Source organism: Tianxiuia mixotrophica (assembly GCF_050596425.1).
Classification (GTDB): domain Bacteria; phylum Bacillota; class Clostridia; order Peptostreptococcales; family Acidaminobacteraceae.
Genome location: NZ_CP192292.1, coordinates 1,336,407 through 1,359,079, shown reverse-complemented (window position 1 = coordinate 1,359,079; position 22,673 = coordinate 1,336,407). Strand labels below are relative to the sequence as shown.

Annotated in this window: 21 protein-coding genes; 3 read left to right on the top strand and 18 right to left on the bottom strand. The window is 40.6% G+C overall.

Annotation, left to right across the window (positions count from 1 at the left end; translation table 11 throughout):
* Positions 1-8: 8 nt before the first annotated feature.
* Positions 9-623: an NUDIX hydrolase gene (locus ACQ4KW_RS05975; RefSeq protein WP_430885623.1), complete on the bottom strand. Its 615-nt coding sequence runs from the start codon at positions 621-623 to the stop codon at positions 9-11.
* A 204-nt stretch (positions 624-827) separates the two neighbouring features.
* On the opposite strand from ACQ4KW_RS05975, the gene ACQ4KW_RS05970 reads away from it, so the two are divergent.
* A complete protein-coding gene (locus ACQ4KW_RS05970) occupies positions 828-1,097 on the top strand; it encodes a hypothetical protein (protein ID WP_430885622.1) in 270 nt (89 codons plus the stop codon).
* A 38-nt stretch (positions 1,098-1,135) separates the two neighbouring features.
* Here ACQ4KW_RS05970 and ACQ4KW_RS05965 read toward each other — a convergent pair whose 3' ends face one another.
* Positions 1,136-1,948 carry an alpha/beta fold hydrolase gene (locus ACQ4KW_RS05965; protein ID WP_430885621.1) on the bottom strand — a complete coding sequence of 271 codons (813 nt, stop codon included), beginning with the start codon at positions 1,946-1,948 and terminating at the stop codon, positions 1,136-1,138.
* Between the two features lie 180 nt (positions 1,949-2,128).
* On the opposite strand from ACQ4KW_RS05965, the gene ACQ4KW_RS05960 reads away from it, so the two are divergent.
* Positions 2,129-2,797, top strand: a complete 669-nt coding sequence (locus tag ACQ4KW_RS05960) for a DUF624 domain-containing protein (RefSeq protein ID WP_430885620.1) — start codon at positions 2,129-2,131, stop codon at positions 2,795-2,797.
* A 218-nt stretch (positions 2,798-3,015) separates the two neighbouring features.
* Here ACQ4KW_RS05960 and ACQ4KW_RS05955 read toward each other — a convergent pair whose 3' ends face one another.
* From ACQ4KW_RS05955 to ACQ4KW_RS05890, 14 genes are all read right to left on the bottom strand, one after another.
* Positions 3,016-4,344 (bottom strand): peptidoglycan DD-metalloendopeptidase family protein, encoded by a 1,329-nt coding sequence (locus tag ACQ4KW_RS05955; protein WP_430885619.1) that lies wholly within the window; start codon positions 4,342-4,344, stop codon positions 3,016-3,018.
* Between the two features lie 178 nt (positions 4,345-4,522).
* Positions 4,523-6,088 (bottom strand): HD domain-containing phosphohydrolase, encoded by a 1,566-nt coding sequence (locus ACQ4KW_RS05950; RefSeq protein WP_430885618.1) that lies wholly within the window; start codon positions 6,086-6,088, stop codon positions 4,523-4,525.
* A gap of 17 nt (positions 6,089-6,105) precedes the next feature.
* Entirely contained in the window at positions 6,106-8,583 is a 2,478-nt protein-coding gene (locus ACQ4KW_RS05945; protein WP_430885617.1) for an ATP-binding protein, read from the bottom strand.
* Between the two features lie 575 nt (positions 8,584-9,158).
* Positions 9,159-9,911: an amino acid ABC transporter ATP-binding protein gene (locus ACQ4KW_RS05940; RefSeq protein ID WP_430886544.1), complete on the bottom strand. Its 753-nt coding sequence runs from the start codon at positions 9,909-9,911 to the stop codon at positions 9,159-9,161.
* Between the two features lie 13 nt (positions 9,912-9,924).
* Positions 9,925-10,584, bottom strand: coding sequence for an amino acid ABC transporter permease (locus tag ACQ4KW_RS05935; RefSeq protein ID WP_430885616.1), 660 nt, complete (start codon positions 10,582-10,584; stop codon positions 9,925-9,927).
* Positions 10,585-10,828: 244 nt separating this feature from the next.
* Positions 10,829-11,659 carry a substrate-binding periplasmic protein gene (locus tag ACQ4KW_RS05930; protein ID WP_430885615.1) on the bottom strand — a complete coding sequence of 277 codons (831 nt, stop codon included), beginning with the start codon at positions 11,657-11,659 and terminating at the stop codon, positions 10,829-10,831.
* Positions 11,660-12,122: 463 nt separating this feature from the next.
* The gene (mobA, locus tag ACQ4KW_RS05925) at positions 12,123-12,800 is read right to left on the bottom strand and encodes a molybdenum cofactor guanylyltransferase (RefSeq protein ID WP_430885614.1); all 678 of its coding nucleotides are present in this window, start codon (positions 12,798-12,800) and stop codon (positions 12,123-12,125) included.
* A gap of 5 nt (positions 12,801-12,805) precedes the next feature.
* Complete coding sequence (gene modA, locus ACQ4KW_RS05920) at positions 12,806-13,609, bottom strand: molybdate ABC transporter substrate-binding protein (RefSeq protein ID WP_430885613.1); 804 nt, start codon at positions 13,607-13,609, stop codon at positions 12,806-12,808.
* Positions 13,593-14,027: an MOSC domain-containing protein gene (locus tag ACQ4KW_RS05915; protein WP_430885612.1), complete on the bottom strand. Its 435-nt coding sequence runs from the start codon at positions 14,025-14,027 to the stop codon at positions 13,593-13,595. The genes modA and ACQ4KW_RS05915 overlap by 17 nt, the downstream gene beginning before the upstream one ends.
* A 1-nt stretch (position 14,028) precedes the next feature.
* The gene (moaA, locus tag ACQ4KW_RS05910) at positions 14,029-15,000 is read right to left on the bottom strand and encodes a GTP 3',8-cyclase MoaA (protein ID WP_430885611.1); all 972 of its coding nucleotides are present in this window, start codon (positions 14,998-15,000) and stop codon (positions 14,029-14,031) included.
* The gene (gene mobB, locus ACQ4KW_RS05905) at positions 14,990-16,192 is read right to left on the bottom strand and encodes a molybdopterin-guanine dinucleotide biosynthesis protein B (RefSeq protein ID WP_430885610.1); all 1,203 of its coding nucleotides are present in this window, start codon (positions 16,190-16,192) and stop codon (positions 14,990-14,992) included. Before mobB ends, moaA begins: the two co-directional genes overlap by 11 nt.
* A gap of 18 nt (positions 16,193-16,210) precedes the next feature.
* On the bottom strand, positions 16,211-17,014 hold the full coding sequence (locus tag ACQ4KW_RS05900; protein WP_430885609.1) for an ABC transporter permease: 804 nt from the start codon (positions 17,012-17,014) through the stop codon (positions 16,211-16,213).
* Complete coding sequence (gene moaC / locus ACQ4KW_RS05895; RefSeq protein ID WP_430885608.1) at positions 16,989-17,465, bottom strand: cyclic pyranopterin monophosphate synthase MoaC; 477 nt, start codon at positions 17,463-17,465, stop codon at positions 16,989-16,991. The genes ACQ4KW_RS05900 and moaC overlap by 26 nt, the downstream gene beginning before the upstream one ends.
* Positions 17,465-18,715, bottom strand: coding sequence for a molybdopterin molybdotransferase MoeA (locus tag ACQ4KW_RS05890; protein ID WP_430885607.1), 1,251 nt, complete (start codon positions 18,713-18,715; stop codon positions 17,465-17,467). Before ACQ4KW_RS05890 ends, moaC begins: the two co-directional genes overlap by 1 nt.
* Before the next feature lie 260 nt (positions 18,716-18,975).
* Here ACQ4KW_RS05890 and fusA point away from each other — a divergent pair, with 260 nt between their 5' ends.
* Positions 18,976-21,012: an elongation factor G gene (fusA, locus tag ACQ4KW_RS05885; protein WP_430885606.1), complete on the top strand. Its 2,037-nt coding sequence runs from the start codon at positions 18,976-18,978 to the stop codon at positions 21,010-21,012.
* 106 nt (positions 21,013-21,118) lie between these two features.
* On the opposite strand, the gene ACQ4KW_RS05880 is transcribed toward fusA, so the two are convergent.
* Both ACQ4KW_RS05880 and ACQ4KW_RS05875 read right to left on the bottom strand, forming a co-directional pair.
* Positions 21,119-21,631 (bottom strand): dihydrofolate reductase, encoded by a 513-nt coding sequence (locus tag ACQ4KW_RS05880; protein WP_430885605.1) that lies wholly within the window; start codon positions 21,629-21,631, stop codon positions 21,119-21,121.
* A gap of 112 nt (positions 21,632-21,743) precedes the next feature.
* Positions 21,744-22,610, bottom strand: a complete 867-nt coding sequence (locus ACQ4KW_RS05875) for a thymidylate synthase (protein ID WP_430885604.1) — start codon at positions 22,608-22,610, stop codon at positions 21,744-21,746.
* Between the last annotated feature and the right edge of the window lie 63 nt (positions 22,611-22,673).

Here is a 22,673-nt window from a genome sequence, read left to right as displayed (position 1 = left end):
ACAGGTTCTTAACCATGAAAGTAGGGGTTTAAACGAAAGAAACCCTGAAGAAGCATAGCTGTCCTGATAGACACTTCCTCATTTTCCAGTATATACAAGGCCTGTTCCCTATCAATAATCAATATCTCAGCATGTTCATTGTCTTCTTGATGCTTTTGAGAAGCCTGTCCAAAATATGTGCCATATACTATGTTGACCCTTTCATTGACAATGCCCACAGAAACATACCGCTCTCTTTCCACATACTTGGGTACAAAACCCATGCCGGTCTCTTCTTTAAACTCACGCACACTGGCTTTTTCTATTGACTCACCAGCTTCCACAAGACCAGCCGGAAACATATAGACATACTTGCCTGCACTCACCCGATATTCTTTTAATATAACCACCTTGGTTTTTTCTTCATCTGTGGCAAAGACCATGGCGCCGTCAGTATAGGACTTATCCTGAAATATTTCTTTTTCCAACCTGTCTTGATTCTGTCTGGAAACAAGCTCCCACTGTTTTTTTTGACCTGATTTCGTTTTATAGTCAATAACAAATGTGTTCAGGTATTTTAAGCCTTCCACTTGTCGAACCCTTTCCACTTGCATAGGGGCTTTATTGGATTTTTGATTGCTCATATTCAGTCACTCCGAATCTATACTTGTTCTGACTTTCTTAAAAATCTAATTGACTTAGACATTCCACACTCATTTCAAATTTGATATGATTATGTTTTTTATTTGAAACATACACCAATTACCTGTATAATTTCCTTGATGCTTTAGCAACTCATTCTAACTTTAAAAGTTTTTTTATAAAACTATGCATGAAAGGAGCGCTTTATGTTTTTTGATGACCATTTTGAAACAGCATTCGACGAAGCTTATGACAAGATATATTATACAACAAAAGACCAGCTTGAAAACGACCCAAACTACACTTACGAACACTTAAAAGCATTTCTAGAATCACTATATGTCCATGAGGGCAACGATTGGTACGGACGCGGAGAACTTTTCCAAGTGAAAATCAACGCAAGAATTGCTGCCGTTCAGACTTTAATGGATGAGTTTTCTCATTTAGACAAGCGATCAGATAAAGCACAGGGCTAACGCCTCTGTGCTTTTTTTCAATCAAACTATCCTTATAATTAATCTCTGCGAACAATATCTCTAAGGGTTACATGAAAGGCTTCTGGTGCCTCTATCATTATAAAATGACCCGAGTTTTCTATGCGGTGGCATATTTTTTCATCTAAAACGCCAAGGACTTCAAGCCCCTCCGTAGCGGCCCCATAAATATAGGCTTTCTTTGAATGAAGGCTATTGAATATCTTAAGCAAATCACCGCTGTCTGACCATTTCACAAGACTATATGCCGACCTATAAAATCCTAGGGGATTGGCATCATTGAATTGGCGCGACCATTCCTTGACCCCCATATCATAGGATAGGGATGAATTTTCCTTAAGATAATTGAAGTGCGTCTTCTCAAAATACTCATAATCCATTCCAATAATCTTTCGACTGATCAGACCGCAGTCACTGGCAATAAAATTTCCCTCTACGCTCACAAAGCTTTCCAATGATTTATCAGAGTCCTCTATCATTTGTGCTAAAAGAATACCGACAGCACCGCCCATACTATGGGCCACCACATGAATTTTTTCAAAGCCCAAAGACAAAATAAGGTCAAAACAAGCCCGGGCTTGATCCTTCATATCATACGAAAAACCTTCTGGACCATCCGATGCTCCATAGCCCATCAAATCAACAGCCAGTTTTGAATACGCCTTTAACTCCACTGCATCCCATACATGCTTGAAGGATGCTTTATTGCATCCTATACCGTGTATAAAAAAGAGAAGGTCACCTTTATTCATTGAAACATCATAAGCCAGCCGTCCCCCTGCTTCATCGATATGTTTAAACAATTCTTTCTTGATTGTTTTAAGATTTGTCATATATATGCCTCCCATATTCCACATTCAAAATTGTAAGTCAGTTTATACGTAATTGCTAAGAATAATCTAGCATAAGTTCTAAATTTTCTAGAAGCATTTGACCCCTTTATTTAGCAAGTATATTATGAATAATAGGCACTTGTAAAATGATACATTAAATAGTGCACTTTGGAGGTTATCATGCGATTTTTTGATCAAGACAGTGGTCTGAGTAAATATGGAGCCATATTATTTGATTTGACCCTGCTCAATTTCATAGTATTAACAATATCCATTTTAACGTTTGGTCTGGGCTTTGGTGCCGCAGTAACAGCCATGATGTTTTCCATAGACCGAACTCTTTTCGAAGGCCGAGGCTATGCCCTTGAAAATTTTATACAAAGCTTCAAACGCAACTGGAAGCAAGCCTCTGCGGTTTGGGGTCTTTCATATGCCCTGATTGGTCTAAGTCGCTTTGCTATTGAATTGTTCAGTCAAATGGAAGGGGCTCTATCTTCACTAACCATTGTTTACTTTGCAGTCATTATAGAGGTTATTTTTATATTGATTTACGCCTTGCCTACCCTGGCTCTTATCGACATCAAGCTAAAACCTCTTATACAGCAAGCTTTCATCTTGTCACACAAGCACATTTGGGTCACGCTTATCTGCACAGGTCTCATTGGCCTAGGGGTCTATATGACCTTTGAACTTCATGGCATTTTTCTACTCTTTCTTCTGAGTGGTTTGGGTGTGGTTATTGATCAGTTTGTCATACGTACAGTCCTTATAAAATATTTGACTGATGAGCAAAAACAAGCTTTGTTTTCAAACACCCTCTATGCCCCTAAAGGTTATGATGACCTTTAATAATATTTTGCAAGTCGCCAAACTATAAAAGCCAAATAAAAAATCCACTTAATGAATGTATATGACTACATTTCTTAAGTGGATTTTGTTATTTGATTTCGTTTATTGTACTTACAACCTTTGATTTCATGCGTTTTTAAAATTACTAATCCACATCTTCTCTAATATCTAAATATGGTATAACGAAGATTCTTAAATAATATTTTAAAGTCGCTCAATTAGTAATTTAAATATGGCAGTGGATCAATCGGCTGACCATTTCTTCGAACTTCAAAATGCAAACACGAACCTGTTGTTGATCCTGTTCTGCCCACACGTGCAATCAGCTCATTCTTTTCAACCGTTTGTCCGACAACGACCAGAAGTTCGCTGGCATGACCGTAAAGCGTGTTGATGCCGTTGCCATGATCTAAAATAACCGTGTTGCCATAGCCAGAAATATACTTAGCCGATATGACCACGCCTGCATCAGCAGCTCTTATAGCCGTTCCGACAGGTGCTCCAATATCAATGCCCTCATGCATTCGTCCCCAGCGTGTTCCAAAACGCGATGTGAGTTTTCCATTTGCTGGATTGTTGAATTCACCCGATGCCGTCACTTCTTTCCACTTTGTGCCAGTCATCATAATGGTAGATGTTGGCTCTTTTACGACGACTTCTTGTAGAATCTGTTCATTCTCCAGTATGCCATTCACATACGTTGTCTCAACTTCAACCTTTTTAAGACCATCTTGCCCTTGTTCTTTCAGCTTGTAGTCACCAACATACATGGTGTCAACTTTTTCGTAATAGGTATTTGCAATAATCGGCAATTCCTCAGTTTTCTTGGCCACCGTCCGCACATTGATCCATGCCTTTGGCAGGTTCAAATTGACTTCCTGGCCAATTTGAAGTTTTGTAAGATCCTTATCAGAATTGGCGAGGGCGATTTCTTCTATCGACAGACCAAAACGACTGGCGATATCCCAAGTTGTGTCACCCTTTTCAACCTTGTAAGTTAAACGTTCTTCTTTGCCGGATTCATAAGCAGCCCACACCGATTCATAGTCAGCTATATCGATTTTCTTCACTTGGGCTTTTAAAATTTCAACGTTTTCCACAAAATCAATCTCAAGAAAATCAACATCTTCTGTCACGTACTGCTTCTTGATTTTTTCAAGAAGAGCCTCTGCCTCACTTTCCCTTTTCAGAGTAAAGAAGGATTCGTCATCGATTTTAATTGTATAGCCATACAAGTTGAAATTTATGTTTTCATCTAGGATTTCTGAAAGCTTGTCTTCTGTTGCTATGTCGGACTCAGGAACCTTTACGCCTTCAAAAGCAATTTGGTTTACCTGATCCACTTCATACTTTCCAGATTCTGAGTATGTGTCTTTCATTTTTTCTATATAATTTTCTGCAATTTCTTTGTCTTTTATGTAAGCAACTTGTCTTCCGTCAACAAGCAATTCAAATGCTTGAATAGGTGCCGTTTCAACAGCATAGACCACAAATAAAACAAAACAAATTGCAACAATCCACCACTTATGCTTTTTAAATTGTTCCATAGGCAACCTCGATCTTCATAGTTTTTGACACGCCCTTATAGGGCTCATATATCGTGATTCTGATGTCTAATGACTATTTTGACTCAACTGCCTTACATTGTATCACAATTTATTACATATGAAAAACCATTCAATCATTGTTTTGATTATAAACAATGATTGAATGGTTTCAAATTTTCTATAGCTCTTCTCCCGCCTTTACAATCGCATCTAAATTGTTCATAAAAACATCGACCAAGTTGGGATCAAAATGCTTGCCTCTTTGACTGTTAATATAAGCGATAGCCTCTTCCTTTGACTCCGCTTCTTTATAAACCCGTCTATGGGTCATAGCATCAAAAACATCAACAATTGAGAGCATACGTGCATTGAGCGGTATCTCACGCCCCTTTTTCCCAGCAGGATAACCAGATCCATCAAACTTCTCATGGTGGTTTAGGGCGATGTCGGCTGCTATTTTTAAAACCTCTAAATCGGAATTGCTAAGTATTTTATAACCATGGGTTGTGTGTGACTTAATGACATCAAACTCTTCAGCATCCAATTTACCTGGCTTTTTAAGGATCATATCCGGTATAGCAATCTTGCCTAGATCATGCATGGTGCTTGCAACTTTAACAATCTCGCTTTCTGAATAAGAATAGTGATTGCACAAGCAGAACTGATACATCATTTCTGAAAGTCTCTTAACGTGGCTTCCAGTTTCTTCATGGTGGCTATCCACAATTTCACCCAAGGCAAATGCGATTTCTTTCTGGGTGGTATTGACCATATTATTTAATATATAGTTATCAAGGGCAATGGAATAGTTGGACAAAAATAGCTGAATAAGATCCATGTCAAAACCTGACTTTTCCCCTTCAATATAAATGTAGTTGCTCAAATGACTTTTTCCGCTGCTTTGTATAATCACGCCGTCATCCACCGAATGAATAATGGCTCCTGGATCCTTATCATTATGCATCCACTTGTTGATAAAACTTAAATCGGGAACGGCTTCCACTTCTTTTCCAACAAAATTTTCATACTTGCCCGTTGCCGCAACAATGGTGTTTTTATTCTGCTTTTCCATTGTGACAAATCCATTGGATGACTGGTTTATGTTTTCCCTAATATAGAGCATATTGCTCCTGTCACCATTGAAGTTTGAGAGTTCATTGAGTATGCTCATTAAAAAATCTTTTAATGAATTGTGTTCAAAGAGTCTGGCGCTTGTCTGGATGATTTTTTCAAGACCGTTTCTATGCCTTTCCAGTCGCCTTAAATCCCTATAATTTCGAAGTGCTGAATAAAGTGTCGTATTCAGTCGTTTGACAGTCAATTCTGTTTTAAGTCGATAATCATTGATGTCGAAATCACGTATAATCTTTTCTTCTGGCGCTTCGCCTGGTTGACCTGTTCTTAAAACAATCCGGGTGATATTGTTTTTTAAGATGTTTCTGAGATGTTCTACAACTTCAAGGCCTGCTGTGCTTTTTTCCATAACCACATCTAAAAGAACGATGGCCACATCATTCACTTCTTCAAGGACTTTAATGGTTTCTATCCCTGAATAGGTGTCGATGAACTCAAGCTTTTTTCCTTCGAACTCAAAGTCACGCAGTATCATCTTTGTCACTCTGTGAATTTCTTCATCGTCATCGGCCACAATTATTTTATATGTTTCTTTAACCGTTTCCTCTTCATCTTCGATGTCATCTTGAAGGAAATCCAGTTCCAGATCATCAATATCCCATTTATCCATATGTTCACCTCAAATTCTTATGCTATATGCTTATCAATTGGCACCCTTATAACAAACTTTGCGCCTTGCCCCACGTCGCTGTCACATTGTATTTTCCCATTTAGCTTGCCTGTGACAATGTTATATACAATATTCAGGCCAAGGCCACTACCACCTTTTTTTCGGTTTGTGGTAAAGAATGGATCAAAAATATGGGCCAAGTGTTCTTTAGAAATACCCACTCCATTATCTTCATACTCAAAGATAAAGTCCTCTTCATCCATATAAGCCTTTATCTTCATCAGACCTTTTTCAACACCTTCAAATCCATGTGTTAAGGAGTTGATTATAAGATTTGTAAGTATTTGAGAAAAAGCACCTGGATAACTCTTGATTTCAAGATCTGAATCACAGTCCACTTCAAATGTATGCTCTGTGTTCTTATATTCATGTTTTAAGGCCAGAAGAACATCTTGAATGTAATCTTCTACCGCAAAGACCTGTAGTTTCTCAACACTTTGTTGAACCGAGATCTCCTTAAAACTTCGTATAAGCTCAGATGCCCTGTACAAATTGGCATTTATTATTTCTGTGCTTTCATCCATGGTTTTTATATATTCTATGAGGGACTGCTTAGACAAAGACCCTTCTTTAAGACTCTGAAAAATCCCACTATTAATCTTTTCCATGTATGAGCTGGCCGTTACTGCCACACCAAGCGGTGTATTGATTTCATGGGCTATGCCGGCCACCAAACTTCCTAGGGAGGCTAACCTTTCACGCTCTCTTAACTCTTGCATGGTCGTTTCCAGTTCTGCAGTTCTCTGCATCACAAGTGATTCAAGTTCTTCTTTTTCTGCTTTTAGCAGTCTCTCTATTTCATCTTGAGCGACTACAAGCTCTGTAATATCAGTGTTTGTCCCAAGAATCGTCTCAATCTCTCCTTTTGTGTTCATTTGAGGAATCAAGTTTACATTAAGTATTTTTCTCTGGTTATCTTCATCAAAATACTCAAAAGGAAAACTGATCGTTTCCTTACTCTGTAAGACTTCATGATACATTTTAAGCCAGTAGTTCATCGCATCATCACTTGTAAAAATTTCAGTAAAGGGCTTTCCAATAAGGCTATCCGCTTTAATATCAAGGGCCTCTTCAAAACTGTTATTCATTGATAAGAATATGCCATCTTTTGAAATGCTGTATATCATGTCATCAACATTTTCTATTAACGACCTATATTTGGTTTCACTTTTCTTTATTCTGCTAAAATAATTTTTCAATTTGTCAGACATGTTGTTAAAAGCAATAACCAGCTCTTTTGTCTCATACAACTGCAAACCATCTATATCCAGTTTTGTTTCAAAGTCCCCTTCTGACAATTGCAGTGCCGCTTCCGAACTTTGTAGAATGGGCTTTGTTATTTTTGACAATAGGTACATGGCACCAACCATAGCGACAACAAGAAACAGTGAAATCACTCTTAGGGTTGTGTTTTGTCTCTCTTTGACAGCTCCAAGAATATCTTTTTCAGGTATGGTCACAACAATATTCCAGTCAAGCCCCTCAGGGTCTTTCAAAGGAGAAACCATAGTAAAATACCTCTGCCCGTCAACATAAATTTGTTGCACCTCTCCTGACTTGGTCTCTTGATCTCGTATAAACTCCGCACTTTGGCGGATCAGAGGATTTTCTGCCTCCAAAGCGGAAAGCATGACTGCGCTTGGCGGGTCGCCTTCGATAACTTTTACAAAATCTGTATTAAGAGAATGAGACAAAATGTTCCAGTCTTCATCAACTATATAAATGACGCCATTGCCTTTCATATCCTCTGCGATGAGAAAATCATTGATCATGTTTAACTTCACATCAATGCCAACGACACCTGTAAACGCTTCTTTATCATTATAAAAGGGAACAAATGTTGTGATAGCAAGTTCCATTTTTTCATCATAATTTACATAGACATCTGACCACCGATCTGTCGGATCAAGTTTTGCAGGCAAATACCAAGGTCGGGTTCTTGGATCATAATCTTTAAAACCTGCAAGCAGTTCTGTATCAATGGTTTGGCCTGCATATATGTTCAAGTCAAAATTTGTACGCGCATCTTTCAACATGAGACCATACATATCGTCTTCGTTTAATCTGTAGCCCAAGTAATTTCCAAGCTCATCTCCATAGCTGATCACACTGACTTGAGGGAGGGTCTCTCTGAGCTGTGTCATGAAATCCAGTGTATATTTTTCGACCTCTTCAAGATCCTGATAGTCATACAATATTTCTCTGGTAATATAATCCTTATAAAATGCATTGGCCCGCATCGGCTCAACAAGAAGAGCGCTTAATCGCTGCTCCGTATTCCTATATAAGGCATCCAGTATTCTTGACCCCTGTTCTTCTGCTAGAAACTCATAGTCCCTTGTGTTAAGCACGACAAAAAGAGCCAAAATGGCTAACATAATTATCACTGTCGGTAATATAACCGCTGTTCTTAATGATACATCCCTTAACTTCATTATGATCTCCACTCCCGAAACATATTCCCCGATTTACAGTTTTGTCTGATGCTCAATTTTATTTAGTGTCCCTATACAACATTATAAGTTTATAACACTTGAAATTTCAACTAAATTGATAGATTCTGACCTGCTTTTCTTACATTATTAGGTTTATACCCAATTTACAGGGGCGTCTTTCCATAAGGGATGAAATAATAAACTTTTTATAAAGGAGATAAAAAGTTAATACATGAGCGACTTGTGAAATATCATTGAAGAGAAGAGCCTTTATCATAAAAAAACCTCCATCTTAAGATGGAGGTTTTGGTTTCGTTTCATTCAATCGCTGAAATCGGGTTGCTGCGATGATTGCAATATGTGGTGTGATGTGTAAAGTAATTTTGCAATGACATATATAATTTAAATGTTTGATCGATTTCTATGAGTACATATTTCCTATTTCGTACCCAATCTCAACAATTTCTAATATTATTATACGCGAAAATTGTCGAAATTACAAGAAATTATTTAATTTCAGTCAACATAATTAGAACTGTATTGATACAAGCCTTGAAATCACTACAATTTGACACTTATAGTATTTTGCTAAAAAAGCTTTTCGTTCTCTCTTCCTTTGGATTGTCAATAACTTCCGATGGGCTTCCTTCCTCACAAATCACGCCACCATCCATAAATACAACCCTATCTCCCACTTCTCTTGCAAAGCCCACCTCATGGGTGACAACAATCATGGTCATTCCATCTTGAGCCAATTTTTTCATAACCTCAAGCACCTCGCCAACAAGTTCGGGATCAAGGGCTGAAGTGGGTTCGTCAAAGAGCATAATTTTAGGTTTCATCGCAAGGGCTCTTGCAATGGCAACCCTTTGCTGCTGGCCTCCCGAGAGTCTGGAAGGATACTCGTGGGCTTTGTCTTCAAGGCCAACTGTTTTAAGAAGTTCCATAGCATGGGCACGCGCCTGTGACTCCTTAACTTTTTTTACAAGCATAGGCGCCTTCATGACATTTTCAACAGCTGTTAAATGGGGAAACAAGTTAAACCTTTGAAAGACCATTCCGAGCTTCATACAAAGAACCTGGGCATGCTCTGGTCGGATGTCAATAAGGTCTTTATCTGCCTGACGTTTGTCTGCCAGTTCTCCATCAATATATATTTCTCCCGATGTGATTCTTTCAAGATGGTTCAAACATCTAAGCAGGGTGGACTTTCCAGAACCACTTGCCCCGAGGACACAAACAACTTCACTCTCTGCCACAGAAAAATCTATACCTTTTAAGACTTCAAGATCTCCAAAATATTTATGGACATTTGTAACCTTTATCATTTCTTTAGTTCCCTTACTCATACACGCCCACCTTCTTCTCTAACTTTTCAAACCCAAATTGTATAATCGATGTCAAGACCAGATAAACAGCTGCCGCATAAACATAGTAGATCCACTTTCCCGAAGAACTACTCATTGTCTTTGTGGTTCTGAGCAGGTCAGATATAGCAACCGTTGATGCCAGCGACGTGTCTTTAATCAGCATGATAAACTCATTGCCAACCGATGGCAGTAACCTTTTGAATGATTGCGGTATAATTATTTGAAACATAGCTTGGTTATAACTCATTCCAAGAGCCTTGGCTGCTTCCATCTGTCCACTGTCAATCGACTCAATGCCTGCCCTGAAAAACTCTGCAAGATAGGCTGTCGAATTCAATGAAAATGCTATAAAACAAGCCACCAGGGGCTCCATTGGAAAGGGTCTTCCAAAAACATCTTTCATGATGAGGGGCATGGCATAAAAAATCATAAAAAGCTGTAATAAGAGCGGTGTGCCTCTAAAAAACCATACATAGATCCAGGCCACTTTATTTACAAGTTTGTTTTTTGATATTCTTCCAATCGCTACAACCATGCCGAATACAATACCCACAAGTACTGCGACAACGGCTATGACGATGGTGTATCCTGTTCCTTTTAGTATGGCTTCAATCTGTACTGGATTTAGCATGGATTGTCCTCCCGTTTGATAATCCTATAATTATGATCTGATTTGAATATGATATATGAACTTCTTGATTCAGGCGCTTGCGAAATTCCATATCCACATTCTCGTCATAACATATATAGAACGTTTGATTCTTAAATATCCATATATTTTATGATGAGGATTCTTGAATGCCATTTTACAAGTCGCTTGATTAGAAAAGTGACCCACCACGGGGCAGGTCACTTTGAAGTGTCTTTTAAATTGCCTACTCAATCACCTTAATCTCTTCATCAATTTTTGTTGCAAAGTCTGCTGAGAACCATTTTTGAGAAATCTCAGTCATTTTTCCACTTTCCTGTAATGAGGCAATGGCTTCATTCACGCTTGTTGCCAAAGATTCATTGCCTTTGGCAATACTCACGCCAATGGGTTCGTTTGACAATAGTCCTGATGTGATTTCAAAGGATTCTGGATCATTTGAAATATAAAAGCCTCCCACTGAACTATCAACCAGAATATATTCTATTGAACCACCCTTTAGGGCAGCAAACGCCTCCATAACAGAGTCAAACTGCGATAAAGAGAGATCATAGCCTTCTTCAATAAACTTTTTAGCAGCAATATCTGCTGTGGTTTCTAGCTGAACACCTACTTTTTTACCAGCTAAATCTTCAATGGTTGCTGCTTCTTGCCCCCCTGTTGCTGAAACAATGACAATGCCATTTGCCAAATATGGCTTGGTCATTTCAAAAGCTTCTATACGGTCTGGAGTAATGCTCACACAGGAAATGATCATATCGTACTGCCCAGTATTCAGACCATTGAAAATACCATCCCACGCGGTTGGAACAAACTCAATTTCTGCATCCATTTCTTCTCCAAGAGCCTTGGCAAAATCAATATCAAAACCAATCAAGTCATTCGTTGCTTCGTCATGGTATTCAAAAGGCGGATAAGCGTCATCAAGCCCGACCTTAATCACTTGCTTGGTTTCTGTTTCTTGCCCTTCCGATTCTGTTTGCGTTTGTGAAGCACACCCTGTAAAAGCTGTTACCATAAGAATTGTTGTCATTAAAAGTACAAACCATTTTTTCATTTCATACCCCTCCGTTTTTTTATAAGTTTTTGTGAATTTTTATTCATAATTTTTATTAACTATACTATATGTCTTTTTTTATTTCAATAGTTTTTTTAATTTTTTTTGAATTTATTTTTGCTAAAAAGCTATTTCTTTCCTTCAAATTAGACGAAAACGCTTTCCTAGCCACATTTGTTTTGCAATTTACATATTTTGTATAGCTTTATGCGAAAGTTGTATTTTTATGCAAACCTTGCATATCCTCCAATCAACACAAGACGAACTCTTAAGCCCTTGTGTCATACCACTGATCAAACCGCACAGAAAAAGAGCCCGCTGAGATTTCGCTCAAACAGACTCTTTAAAAGTTCTTGTCTTTCCTCGTCGTACCCGATACACAATTGTTGTTTCGCAAATATCTATAGAGGGTGCAATGAGGATTCTTGAATGATATTGCAAGTCGCTCATATAAAAAAATGACCTAGATGCGATCGAGGTCATTTTGGGTGTTGATATTGGCAAATATTTTAGTTGAAAATCCTTTTTCCATCAGATCTTCTTGTCTTATAAGGTCTAGATGGAAATTTTCTATCACCCTCATGAGTTTAAGCTGTCTGGAGTCTAGAGCTTTCTTAAAATCGCCATGCAGTGATTTGGAATAAACTCCAATCAGCGGATGAACCTTTCCATCTGCGCAGGGCAGTGTAACAGATTTGCCATTACCGCTGTCCACATCAATAAGATAACGAACCAAGCTTTGTGTCACCATGGGGGTATCAACAGAAAGAATACAAACTCTGTCATACATGGCAGTGAAGAGGCCTGTGTATATTCCACCGACTGGTCCACTTTCAGGTATTATGTCTTTTACAACCTCAATGTTTTGCCTTCCCTTTATATAAGAAGAGTGACCTCTTTTCCAAGCTTCTATACTGTTTAGGTGGCTTTCATAGTTTCTTTCTGATGTGACAATGATAATTTCTTCAAACCCCCTCAGGGCTTCAAGAACATGAAAAAGAAAGGGCATATTCTTATAGTTTATAAGGGCCTTGTCCCTATCATTAAGACGTCGCCCCCGTCCTCCAGTCAGAATAATTCCCGTCGCTTTTATCAAACCATCACATCCTTCACTGCCCAACCACCTGTCATTAAGCTTCACGAAACTCACTCCTTTATTGGAGCAAATCCATAACTTTCTAGAATTTCATCCCCACGCTCAGACAAAACATAGTCATACAGGACACGTGCTCCGTCGTCAGCGCCCTTTAAGATGCCCATATAGTAGGTTCCTGTAACATTGTACATTTCAGGAATATCAATCACACGAAGGCTATCTTTGACATTCTCCGTAACGTCTGTTTTATACACAAGAGCTGCGTCTGCTTCTCCCATGGCCACCTTCATCAGAACCTGACGGACATTGGATTCCTCAGAAACGAGGTTTAAAAGCACTCTTTCTTGATAATCTGCCGAATTTGCCTCGCCATATTTCTTCAAGATTTCCCGGGCGTAGTTTCCAGCAGGCACGCCTTCTTGAGCCAATACAATCTGACAACTTTGGGTCAAATCATCCAAACTTTCAATGTTGACTTCTGACCCACTATAAACAATAAGGACCAACTTGTTTTCAAGCAGGGCCCGACCCTCATGTATCATATTAAGTTGATTAAGGGCCTCATAATGGCTACCATTTGCAGAAATAAAGATATCTGCCTGGGCACCATTTTCTATTTGGCTGCGCAGGGTTTTTGACCCGGCGAAATTTAGTTGAATGTCTTTATTCGGATATTCCGTTTCAAACCCGGCCTTCATGTCTTGCATGGCGTTTGTCATGGATGATGCAGCAAACACCCTAATAATGTCCTTGTCCCCCTCAGAAGAACCATCATTATAACAAGCTGACAACATGAGTGCGCTTAGAACCAAGACAAATCCCCAGACTCTCTTTTTCCTATTTGGCCTCAACATAGATTTCATCTCCCGCTTTTAGACGTCCCGCAGCTATAACCTTGGCAAAGATGCCCTCACGGGGCATAATGCAGTCCCCAACTTTATGGTATATGGCACAGTGCTGGTGGCAGGCCTTTCCTATTTGTGTGACCTCCATGGTAACCGTCCCCGCTTTTAGAATGGTTCCCACCGGAAGGTCAGACAGGTCAATGCCTGCTACAATGATATTTTCACCAAATGCCCCATTTTCCAGATCAATCCCCTTGGCTTTAAAGGCTTCAATTTTTTCAAAGGACAATAAACTTACCTGTCTATGCCAATTGCCCGCGTGGGCATCGCCCTTAATGCCATGATCAACAATAAGATCAATAAACGCCTGGGGTGTTTTCTGAGTGCCCTTATTTTCACTGGTACAAACCGCAATAATCTTAGCCATTTTAGCCTCCTATTTGATTCATATGTCTATCGTCTTCGTCAGCTGATGCTTTTCCAAACTGGTGGTGTTTTGGTTTAGATGCTATGGACGCCCCTATCAAGGCCTTCAAATCAGACCGTGCCACTTTATCCCGAAGGGGCTTTTTAAGATCCACACCATGTCCGGAATGAAGGCATAGTTTTAAAAATCCCTCTGAAGTCAGCCTGATCCTGTTGCAAGAATCACAAAACTGATGACTCATTGGGCTGATAAAACCAAGATTGCCCAGACCCCCTTCTAACTCAAAGTAGCGGGCGGGCCCACTGCCCGAATCATGGGCTATTTCACTTAAGTTATAGCCTGCTGTCTTAATTTTCTTTATAAGAAGAGTGTTGCTAACCCCTTTATACAGTCTGCCCCTCCCGATGGGCATGAGTTCAATAAACCGCACATCAACAGGATATGTCTTTACAAGTTCAACAAAATCAAGGCTTTCGCTATCATTAATGCCTTGAAGAAGAACCACATTGATCCTTACTTTTAAACCAAGTTCCAGTGTCCGTTTGAGCCCCTTCATAACATGATGGAGGTTGGCTTTTTTAACAATGGTTTCAAATACATTATCTTTCAGACTATCAAGGCTCAAATTGACCCGGTTCAAGCCTGCCTTTTGCAAATCATCTATCATCTCATAAAGAAGCAGGCCATTGGTCGTCATAGAAACTTCTTCAATGCCCTCAACTTGCCTTATTTGCTTGATAAGTCGACAAAGTCCCTCTCTTACAAGAGGTTCCCCACCTGTTAGCCTTATTTTTTTCACACCGAGTTCAGCGGCAACATTTACAACTTCCATTATCTCTTCATAAGTGAGAAGGTCCTCTTTAAGGCTATATGTTTCCCCTTCTTCTGGCATACAGTATATACACCTTAGATTACACCTATCGGTGACTGAAATTCTGAGATAATCTATACTGCGTCCCTTGCTATCTTTCACATTCATGCTCCTTTACCTGGCGTATCACAAAGTCAAGAATCTTGTCATAAGCATCTGTTTTAAACTGTGGGAGGCTGTTAGGTTTTACATTCAGACCTTGATCACAGACTATACCAACGAGCGTTTTGGGATCACAGGCAAGCTCTTGACCTTGTTCTTGACCTACCACCTCAATTTTTCTGTAAGGAGATCTTTTATAGCCTTCAAAAAGAATCACATCCATGTCAGAATGTTCCTCAATAAGATCGCTCAACTGGATGGTATCATTTGAGTCTCTTATAGAGCGCTCACGAATACTCACGCACTTATCATTTGATGCCAGTATAACTCGGTCTGATCCAGCCTTTCTGTGCTTGTAGGAGTCCTTGCCAGGTGTGTCAATTTCAAAGTCTCCAGCATGGTGCTTGATCGTTCCCACCTTATATCCCGCTTTTTTAAGGCCACTGATCAAGTGTTCCATCAGTCTTGTCTTGCCAGAGTTGGAGTATCCTGATACACCTAAAATAAAGGGTGATTTTTTTGTATTTTTTCCAATAAGACCCTTGACCTTGCCTGAAACAGGCGCCTTCAAAACATGGTCTTTTTCACCATACTGAAGGATTTTTCCGTCCTCCATGACAGCTAAATCATCTGCGAGTACAAAGGCTTCTTCAAGATCATGGGTGACAAAGATCATGGGAATGCCTAGGTTTTTTTTAACCGCAAGAACCAGATCCTGCATCTCTTTTCTGATCTTATGATCCAGGGCGCTGAAGGGTTCATCCCAAAGCAGGAGTTTTGGAGACATCATAAGGGCTCGACCAATGGCCACTCTCTGTTTTTGTCCCCCAGACAAGACACCCGGTCTTTCATTTTCATGCCCCTTCAAATTGAACATGTCTATAAACTGGCGGTATCTTTGCTCATACTTGGTCCTGTCTTTTTTAGGAATGCTATACAGCATGTTTTCTTTTACACTCAAATGAGGGAAAAGGTAGGCCTCTTGCTGGATGTATCCAATCCCCCGCTTGTTAATAGATTGGTTGATTGCATTTTCTCCGTCATACAAGACCACACCATCAAGAGATATTTCCCCTTGTTCAGGCTCTTTAAATCCCGCAAGCAAATTAAGCAAACTGGTCTTTCCACACCCAGATGGACCCAAAACACAAAGCAATCTATTTTTTTGCACTTCAAGGTTACAGTCAATCATGACGGGACCTATTTTTTTTCAATCTGACATTTTAACATGATCTCGCCTGCCTTTGTCAATAATATGGACTGTCACTAGAAGGATCATGGATACGACTACCATGACCTGGGCAATCCCCAAGGCTACCCCCGTGTCTGTCTCCATAGCGGAGTATATGGCCAGGGGCAAGGTCTGGGTAAGACCTTGCAGATTCCCTGCAAACATAATTGTGGCTCCAAACTCTGCCAAGCCCCTTGCCCATGCCATAATAGCCCCTGTTAAAATACTGCTCGAGGCAAGGGGGAGGGTGATTCTCAAAAAGGCCTTTAGCCTTGAATCTCCCAGGGTCATGGCTGTGAGCTCCAACCTTTCATCGACTCCCATAAACCCCTGCGCTGCTGTTTTGATATATATTGGCAGACCCACAAACAATTGTGCCATAACAACTGCAGCCATGGTAAAGGGAAGCTGAATGTCCATATAACTGAGTAAACCGCCAATCCATCCCCTGCGACCAAAGGTCATGAGTAGGAGTAAACCAGCCACAGCAGGAGGCAGAATTAAAGGCAGATCTAACACCACATTTAAAACTTTTTTACCTTTGAACTGATTTCTCGCATAGGCATATGCCGCTGGCGTGCCAATGACCAGCGTTATGAACAGCATTGCTGAAGATGTTTTAAGGCTCACCCCTATGGCATCCGCCAGGACATGGTTTCCCATAAGCACAGAAGCTTGTGTTCTTGAAACCACTAAACTCACAAGAGGCAGGGCTATAAACACTGTACATAGGGCATAAAAAATTGTTGTAACACGTTTAAGGTTTATGAACGAATTTCCCACTCTTACCACCCGTTTTCTCTGCCAAGTATATATTTTCAATAATCATTTTTTTATCTATAGCCTTACACATATCATATATAGTCAGAGCTGCTGAAGATGCGGCTGTCAAAGCTTCCATCTCAACACCCGTTTTCCCTGTGGTCTTAACAAAGGCTTCTATATAAACCTTGTTGTCTTTCAGTTGAAAGTCGACAGTACACTTTGTCAGCATCAGAGGATGGCACATGGGGATAATGTCCGATGTTTTTTTTGCAGCCATTATGCCAGCCACCCGGGCCACGCCCAGAACATCGCCTTTGGTCACCTGACCATTTTTCAGTGCTGTAAAACAGGTCTCTGACATAAGCACCGATGCCTTTGCTAAAGCTGTACGTATACTGTCATCTTTGCTTGAAACATCTACCATCACAGCATTTCCCTTTTCATCAAAGTGTGTAAATTCTCCTGACATTATGGCCTCCTATACTGAATAATTGACACTTTGTCCCCGTCCTTGAGGCCATTACAGCCACTAGGGACATCTATAAGACAATTGGCATCTTTTGATGACAATATATTTCCTGAAGCAATTTGTCTACGGCTTAAGTAGACTTTGTCGACTGCACTGTAGGCTTTAATAAACCTTCGCACAGGACTCTTTTTATCATATGTCCCAACAAGCACAGCCTCTTTTTTTTCATGCATAAGAGCCTGACACCCCATAACATGGGCATAATAGGGGTTGAAAACGAGTTCGAAGGTAACGCCTGCAGCCATAGGATTGCCCGACAAGCTTATAATAGGCTTGCCTTTGTATAGACTTACCAAAACCGGGGAGCCAGGTTTTAGTTTGAGTTTCCAAAACAATTTTTTTGCCCCTAGTTTTTGTATAAGAGGATGGATAATATCCTTTTGTCCAACAGATACACCACCCGTTGTTACTAAAACATCAACCCTAGAAATGTCTGTCTCAATAGACCGACAGGTTTTTGCAAGGTCGTCCCCTTTTGATTGAAAGGGAATGACCTGGCAACCCATTTCCTTGAGTCGGCAAGCCAGTGTGAAAAAGCCACTGTTGTATATTTTTCCACTTGGTCTATTATCGCCAGGCATGACAAGTTCTGCGCCTGTTGTGAGAAGCCCAACCCTTAGTTGTCTTTTCACGCGAAGCCGACTTACCCCCGCACTTGCTATTATACCAATACGATCCGCTGTAAGTATTGAGCTTTTTTCTACAATTTTTTCTCCTGCCCTATAGTCTTCTCCTGAAAAACAATAATTCTGATGGGCATTAAGAGATTTATATAGTTTTACCTTTTTTTCGCCATAGTCTGTGTCCTCTTGACGAATCACCGCGTCACAGTCACTGGGGATAGGGGCACCGGTCATAATACGCACCGCTTGACCTTTGTCAACCGAGATCTTTTTATAATCCCCTGCAAACACGCTATCTATAACCTCTAGTTCTATGGGGTTGTCTTCACTGGCGCCCATAGAATCTATTGCTTTTAGGGCGTAGCCATCAAGAGGAGACCTGTCAAAGGGGGGCTGATTCATTGTGGTATAAACATCTTCAAAACATATACGTCCCAGTCCATCCAGCAAATCCACTTCTTCCATGTCTTTTATGGGTTCAGTCGCTTGTATGATTCTAAAAAGCCCCTCTTCCAGGCTTATATTGTCCATTCTATTGTCTTGTGTATGATTTAGTGCATCTTCCATAAACCCTCACCCACTTCTTAAAACCAGACCATGTGCCTTTATAATGCTCTGAAAACTTATTGGCTTACATTTCTTATCGCCTCCTCTATCATACCATCTGATGACCTTTTTGAGACCCCACTCAGGCCCTAGAGCTCTTACAAATTGGTCAAAATCTTCGCACCTACGATAAGTGTATCCAAAACTGGGTAAAAGAGACAATGATACGGTGAAAGTCCGAAAACCAAAATATTAAAAATATGACTAGAAGGAGACAAAATATGAGCAGAACACACCCACTTGATAAAACCAGAAACATTGGCATCATGGCTCATATCGATGCAGGAAAAACCACGACAACTGAGCGCATTTTATTCTATACTGGCCTCACCCATAAAATTGGGAATGTCCACGAAGGATCCACTGTGATGGACTGGATGGAACAGGAACAAGCCAGAGGGATCACCATTACCTCTGCAGCAACCACCTGCCACTGGAAGGACAATCGAATCAACATTATTGATACACCAGGACATGTGGATTTCACAGTGGAAGTTGAGCGGTCCCTTCGTATTCTTGATGGTGCTGTGGTTCTTCTTGATGCCAAGGGCGGGGTTGAACCCCAAACGGAGGCTGTTTGGCGCCAGGCCGACCATTACCATGTCCCCCGTATTGTTTTTGTCAATAAAATGGACATTATCGGGGCAGATTTTCACAGGTCTGTTGACATGATCGAAGACAAACTGGGCGCCAACCCTGTGCCCATTCAAATTCCTATAGGTGCCGAAAACGATTTTGAAGGGGTGATTTCCCTTCTTGATATGAAAGCCATCTTCAATGAGGGCAAGGCTGGTGAGAAAGTTAAACTGACAGCCATTCCACAGTCCCTTGAAGACCAAGCCAGAAAATGGCGTATTCACCTTGTTGAAACACTTTCCGAATATGACGATGCCCTTATGATGCAGTATCTTGAAGGCGAAAACATAAAAAAAGACACTCTTATTACCGTTCTTAGAAAAGCCACGATTTCAGGTGCTATTGTGCCTGTTCTGTGTGGTGCGGCATATAGGAATAAGGGGGTTCAGGCTTTACTTGATAGCGTTGTAGACTTTTTACCTTCGCCTCTTGACGTGCCACCCATACAAGGACACCAGCCTTCCGGTCAAGATGACAAGAGACATGCTGATGATGACGAACCATTTTCTGCCCTTGTTTTTAAGATTATGTCTGACCCCTATGTAGGGCGGTTAACATATTTGCGGGTATATTCAGGCTCACTCAAAACAGGTGGAAGTGTATATAATGCCACCAAGGGAAAAAAGGAACGTGTCAGCCGAATCCTTCAAATGCATGCCGATAAACGCAAGGAGATTGAAGCCATCCATGCAGGCGACATCGCGGCTGTTATTGGATTAAAGCAAACCACCACAGGGGATACCCTGAGTGATCAAAATGCACAGATCATTTTGGAATCAATGGAATTTCCCATCCCGGTTATATCCGTTGCCGTCGAACCTAAAAGCCCCGGTGATGAGGTCAAGCTCACTGATGCTCTAAGCAAACTGGCTGAGGAAGATCCAACTTTCAAGACCTACATTCATCCCGATACGGGACAAACCATTATTTCAGGCATGGGGGAACTCCATCTTGAAGTCATACTGGATAGGATGATTAAGGAACACCACGTGGAAGCCAACGTTGGCAAGCCACAAGTGTCTTATAAGGAGACCATTTCTAAAACCGTTGATATAGAAAGCAGAGTTTCCAAAGAAAACATGGGGCTGGATATGTTCGCCCGTGTTAAGGTCAGGGTCAGCCCAAATGAACGAGGCGCTGGTCATACTTTCACAACTTCCATAAAAAAGAATACCCTTCCAAAACATTTTATTGACGCTGCCATGGCAGGTTTTAAACAAGCTCTTGACAGTGGTATCATTGGCGGATATGAAGTTGTGGATGTCAATGTCGATCTTTATGACGGCGCATTTGACGATGAGGATTCCACGGAAGTGGCTTTTCTCACCGCGGCCTCTATGGCCATAAAAGAAGCCCTGGAAAAGGGGGCATCCATACTTCTTGAACCTATCTTCAAAGTGGAAGTTAACGCTCCAGAGGATTATGTAGGTGATGTGGTGAGCGACATTAATGCAAGAGGCGGTGTCTTAGAAGGTATGGAACTGGTTGCTGGAGGACAGCTTATAAAAGCTCAAGTGCCCCTTTCAAGGCTCTTTGGGTATGCAACGGACCTCCGGTCTAAGTCCCAGGGGCGGGCCCATTATTCCATGATGTTCGATCATTTTAAGCAGGTTGAGGGCTAATTTTCTTAGAAAACATGTCACGTTCTTGCAAAACAAATAGGCGCTGGACTCAAATACAGATAAACTATATTTGAATCCAGCGCCTATTATTTGCATATATTTGCTTTTACTTGCCTTCTTTTTTTTTATAAATTGTAAACACATGTGGATGCATGTGCTCGATATTTTCCCGCTTGGCAATAACCTGTTCCACTTCCCACGTCTGAGATATTTTAGGAAAGTAGACGCTGGCTTCAAAATCCTGAAAGATATGTGTTATATAAAGCTTGTCGGCCAGGGGCATAAACTGCTCATAAATGCTTCCACCGCCAATAATGAAAATTTCTTTATCCTCATCAGGATTAAGTTTTTTTGCGATTTCAAGGCTTTCCTCAATGCTTCTAGCAACATGGGCCCCTTCATGCTCAAAATCATTTTGCCGCGTGATTATAATGTTATCACGCCCGCTTAGGGGACCATTTGGCAGGGATAAGAAGGTCTTTCTGCCCATAATCATAATATGACCCTTTGTCGTTTTCTTGAAATACTCAAGGTCGGGTTTGATATGACAAAGCAGGGCATTGGATAGACCTATTTCATTATGTAGTCCAATTGCAACAATAATATTGATATTTGCCATAAGGCCTCCTTTGTGCTTATGCATTGACCGCTATGCAAAATTTCATGTTCGCATATCCATGTCCTCTAAGAAATAAGGTCAACATGAACTTATAAAACTGCAAGGGCTATGCTTATATGCCTAAGTCGAACTTCAATTGGGGTTTTAAAGGTGCATAGTCTACCATCTTAAAGTCATCAATCGTGAAATCAAAAAAGTTGGTTTTATCCGTATCTAAAATCAGTTTGGGTTGCGGCAGGTCAGGATTTTCTTCAAATCGTTTAATAAGTTCTTTGGCCTGGTCAAAGTGCCTGTCATAAATATGGAGATTGTGTGTATAGTGAGCAAAAACACCGGGCTCAAGATCACAATGTTTTGCAACCATCATCATGAGACCAACATATTGAATTTTATTGATATGTCCCGCCACGAGGTAGTCATTCGACCGCTGGACAAGGGTCATATCTAAAAAGCGTTTGACCTGACCATCAGCTTGTGTTTTCTTGCGTACGCTCCACATGGTCATGAAAGCACATGGGTTAAGGCCCTCTGACTCACAGAAGTCATTTTCCTGCCAGAGGCTGATCACGTGGCGTCTTCCATAGGGTTGATTTTTAATGCCCTCAAGAAGGCCACTCATTAAGTTGTATTTCTTTACAGTCGCTCCATAGCGCATGCCAATGGTCTTCCCATCTCCAACAGCCCATTCGTCCCACCAGTGAATGTTATATTTTTCCTTAAGCATTTCCAGTTCATTGGACTGGTCTTGATAAATCCAAAATATTTCCTTAATGCCGGACTTCCACCCTATACGGCGAAGATTGACAATGGGAAACTCCCCCTTTGATATGTCGTATTTCTCAAAATTCTGGGTGATAAATTTGGTATGGGACGGGGTGCCATCCTTATATACAGGCCGAACGTTTCCATCAAAATCATCGCTGCCATTTTCCATGATTTCGATAATATTATCTATATACATTTTGTCAATTTTGTTCATTTTCTGACCTCCAGAACGCTCATTTCATTTACAACTCTTCCTACTATTCTAATGCATAAAGCC

Coding starts and splice junctions, on each gene's coding strand:
- ACQ4KW_RS05945 (WP_430885617.1), bottom strand. CDS start 8,583: ATGAAGTTAAGGGATGTATCATTAAGAACAGCGGTTATATTACCGACA.
- ACQ4KW_RS05970 (WP_430885622.1), top strand. CDS start 828: ATGTTTTTTGATGACCATTTTGAAACAGCATTCGACGAAGCTTATGAC.
- moaC (WP_430885608.1), bottom strand. CDS start 17,465: ATGTCAGGAGAATTTACACACTTTGATGAAAAGGGAAATGCTGTGATG.
- ACQ4KW_RS05935 (WP_430885616.1), bottom strand. CDS start 10,584: ATGCTAAATCCAGTACAGATTGAAGCCATACTAAAAGGAACAGGATAC.
- mobB (WP_430885610.1), bottom strand. CDS start 16,192: ATGATTGACTGTAACCTTGAAGTGCAAAAAAATAGATTGCTTTGTGTT.
- ACQ4KW_RS05950 (WP_430885618.1), bottom strand. CDS start 6,088: ATGGATAAATGGGATATTGATGATCTGGAACTGGATTTCCTTCAAGAT.
- modA (WP_430885613.1), bottom strand. CDS start 13,609: ATGTTGAGGCCAAATAGGAAAAAGAGAGTCTGGGGATTTGTCTTGGTT.
- ACQ4KW_RS05955 (WP_430885619.1), bottom strand. CDS start 4,344: ATGGAACAATTTAAAAAGCATAAGTGGTGGATTGTTGCAATTTGTTTT.
- ACQ4KW_RS05915 (WP_430885612.1), bottom strand. CDS start 14,027: ATGGCTAAGATTATTGCGGTTTGTACCAGTGAAAATAAGGGCACTCAG.
- ACQ4KW_RS05890 (WP_430885607.1), bottom strand. CDS start 18,715: ATGGAAGATGCACTAAATCATACACAAGACAATAGAATGGACAATATA.
- ACQ4KW_RS05930 (WP_430885615.1), bottom strand. CDS start 11,659: ATGAAAAAATGGTTTGTACTTTTAATGACAACAATTCTTATGGTAACA.
- ACQ4KW_RS05880 (WP_430885605.1), bottom strand. CDS start 21,631: ATGGCAAATATCAATATTATTGTTGCAATTGGACTACATAATGAAATA.
- ACQ4KW_RS05975 (WP_430885623.1), bottom strand. CDS start 623: ATGAGCAATCAAAAATCCAATAAAGCCCCTATGCAAGTGGAAAGGGTT.
- fusA (WP_430885606.1), top strand. CDS start 18,976: ATGAGCAGAACACACCCACTTGATAAAACCAGAAACATTGGCATCATG.
- ACQ4KW_RS05960 (WP_430885620.1), top strand. CDS start 2,129: ATGCGATTTTTTGATCAAGACAGTGGTCTGAGTAAATATGGAGCCATA.
- ACQ4KW_RS05940 (WP_430886544.1), bottom strand. CDS start 9,911: ATGATAAAGGTTACAAATGTCCATAAATATTTTGGAGATCTTGAAGTC.
- ACQ4KW_RS05875 (WP_430885604.1), bottom strand. CDS start 22,610: ATGAACAAAATTGACAAAATGTATATAGATAATATTATCGAAATCATG.
- ACQ4KW_RS05965 (WP_430885621.1), bottom strand. CDS start 1,948: ATGACAAATCTTAAAACAATCAAGAAAGAATTGTTTAAACATATCGAT.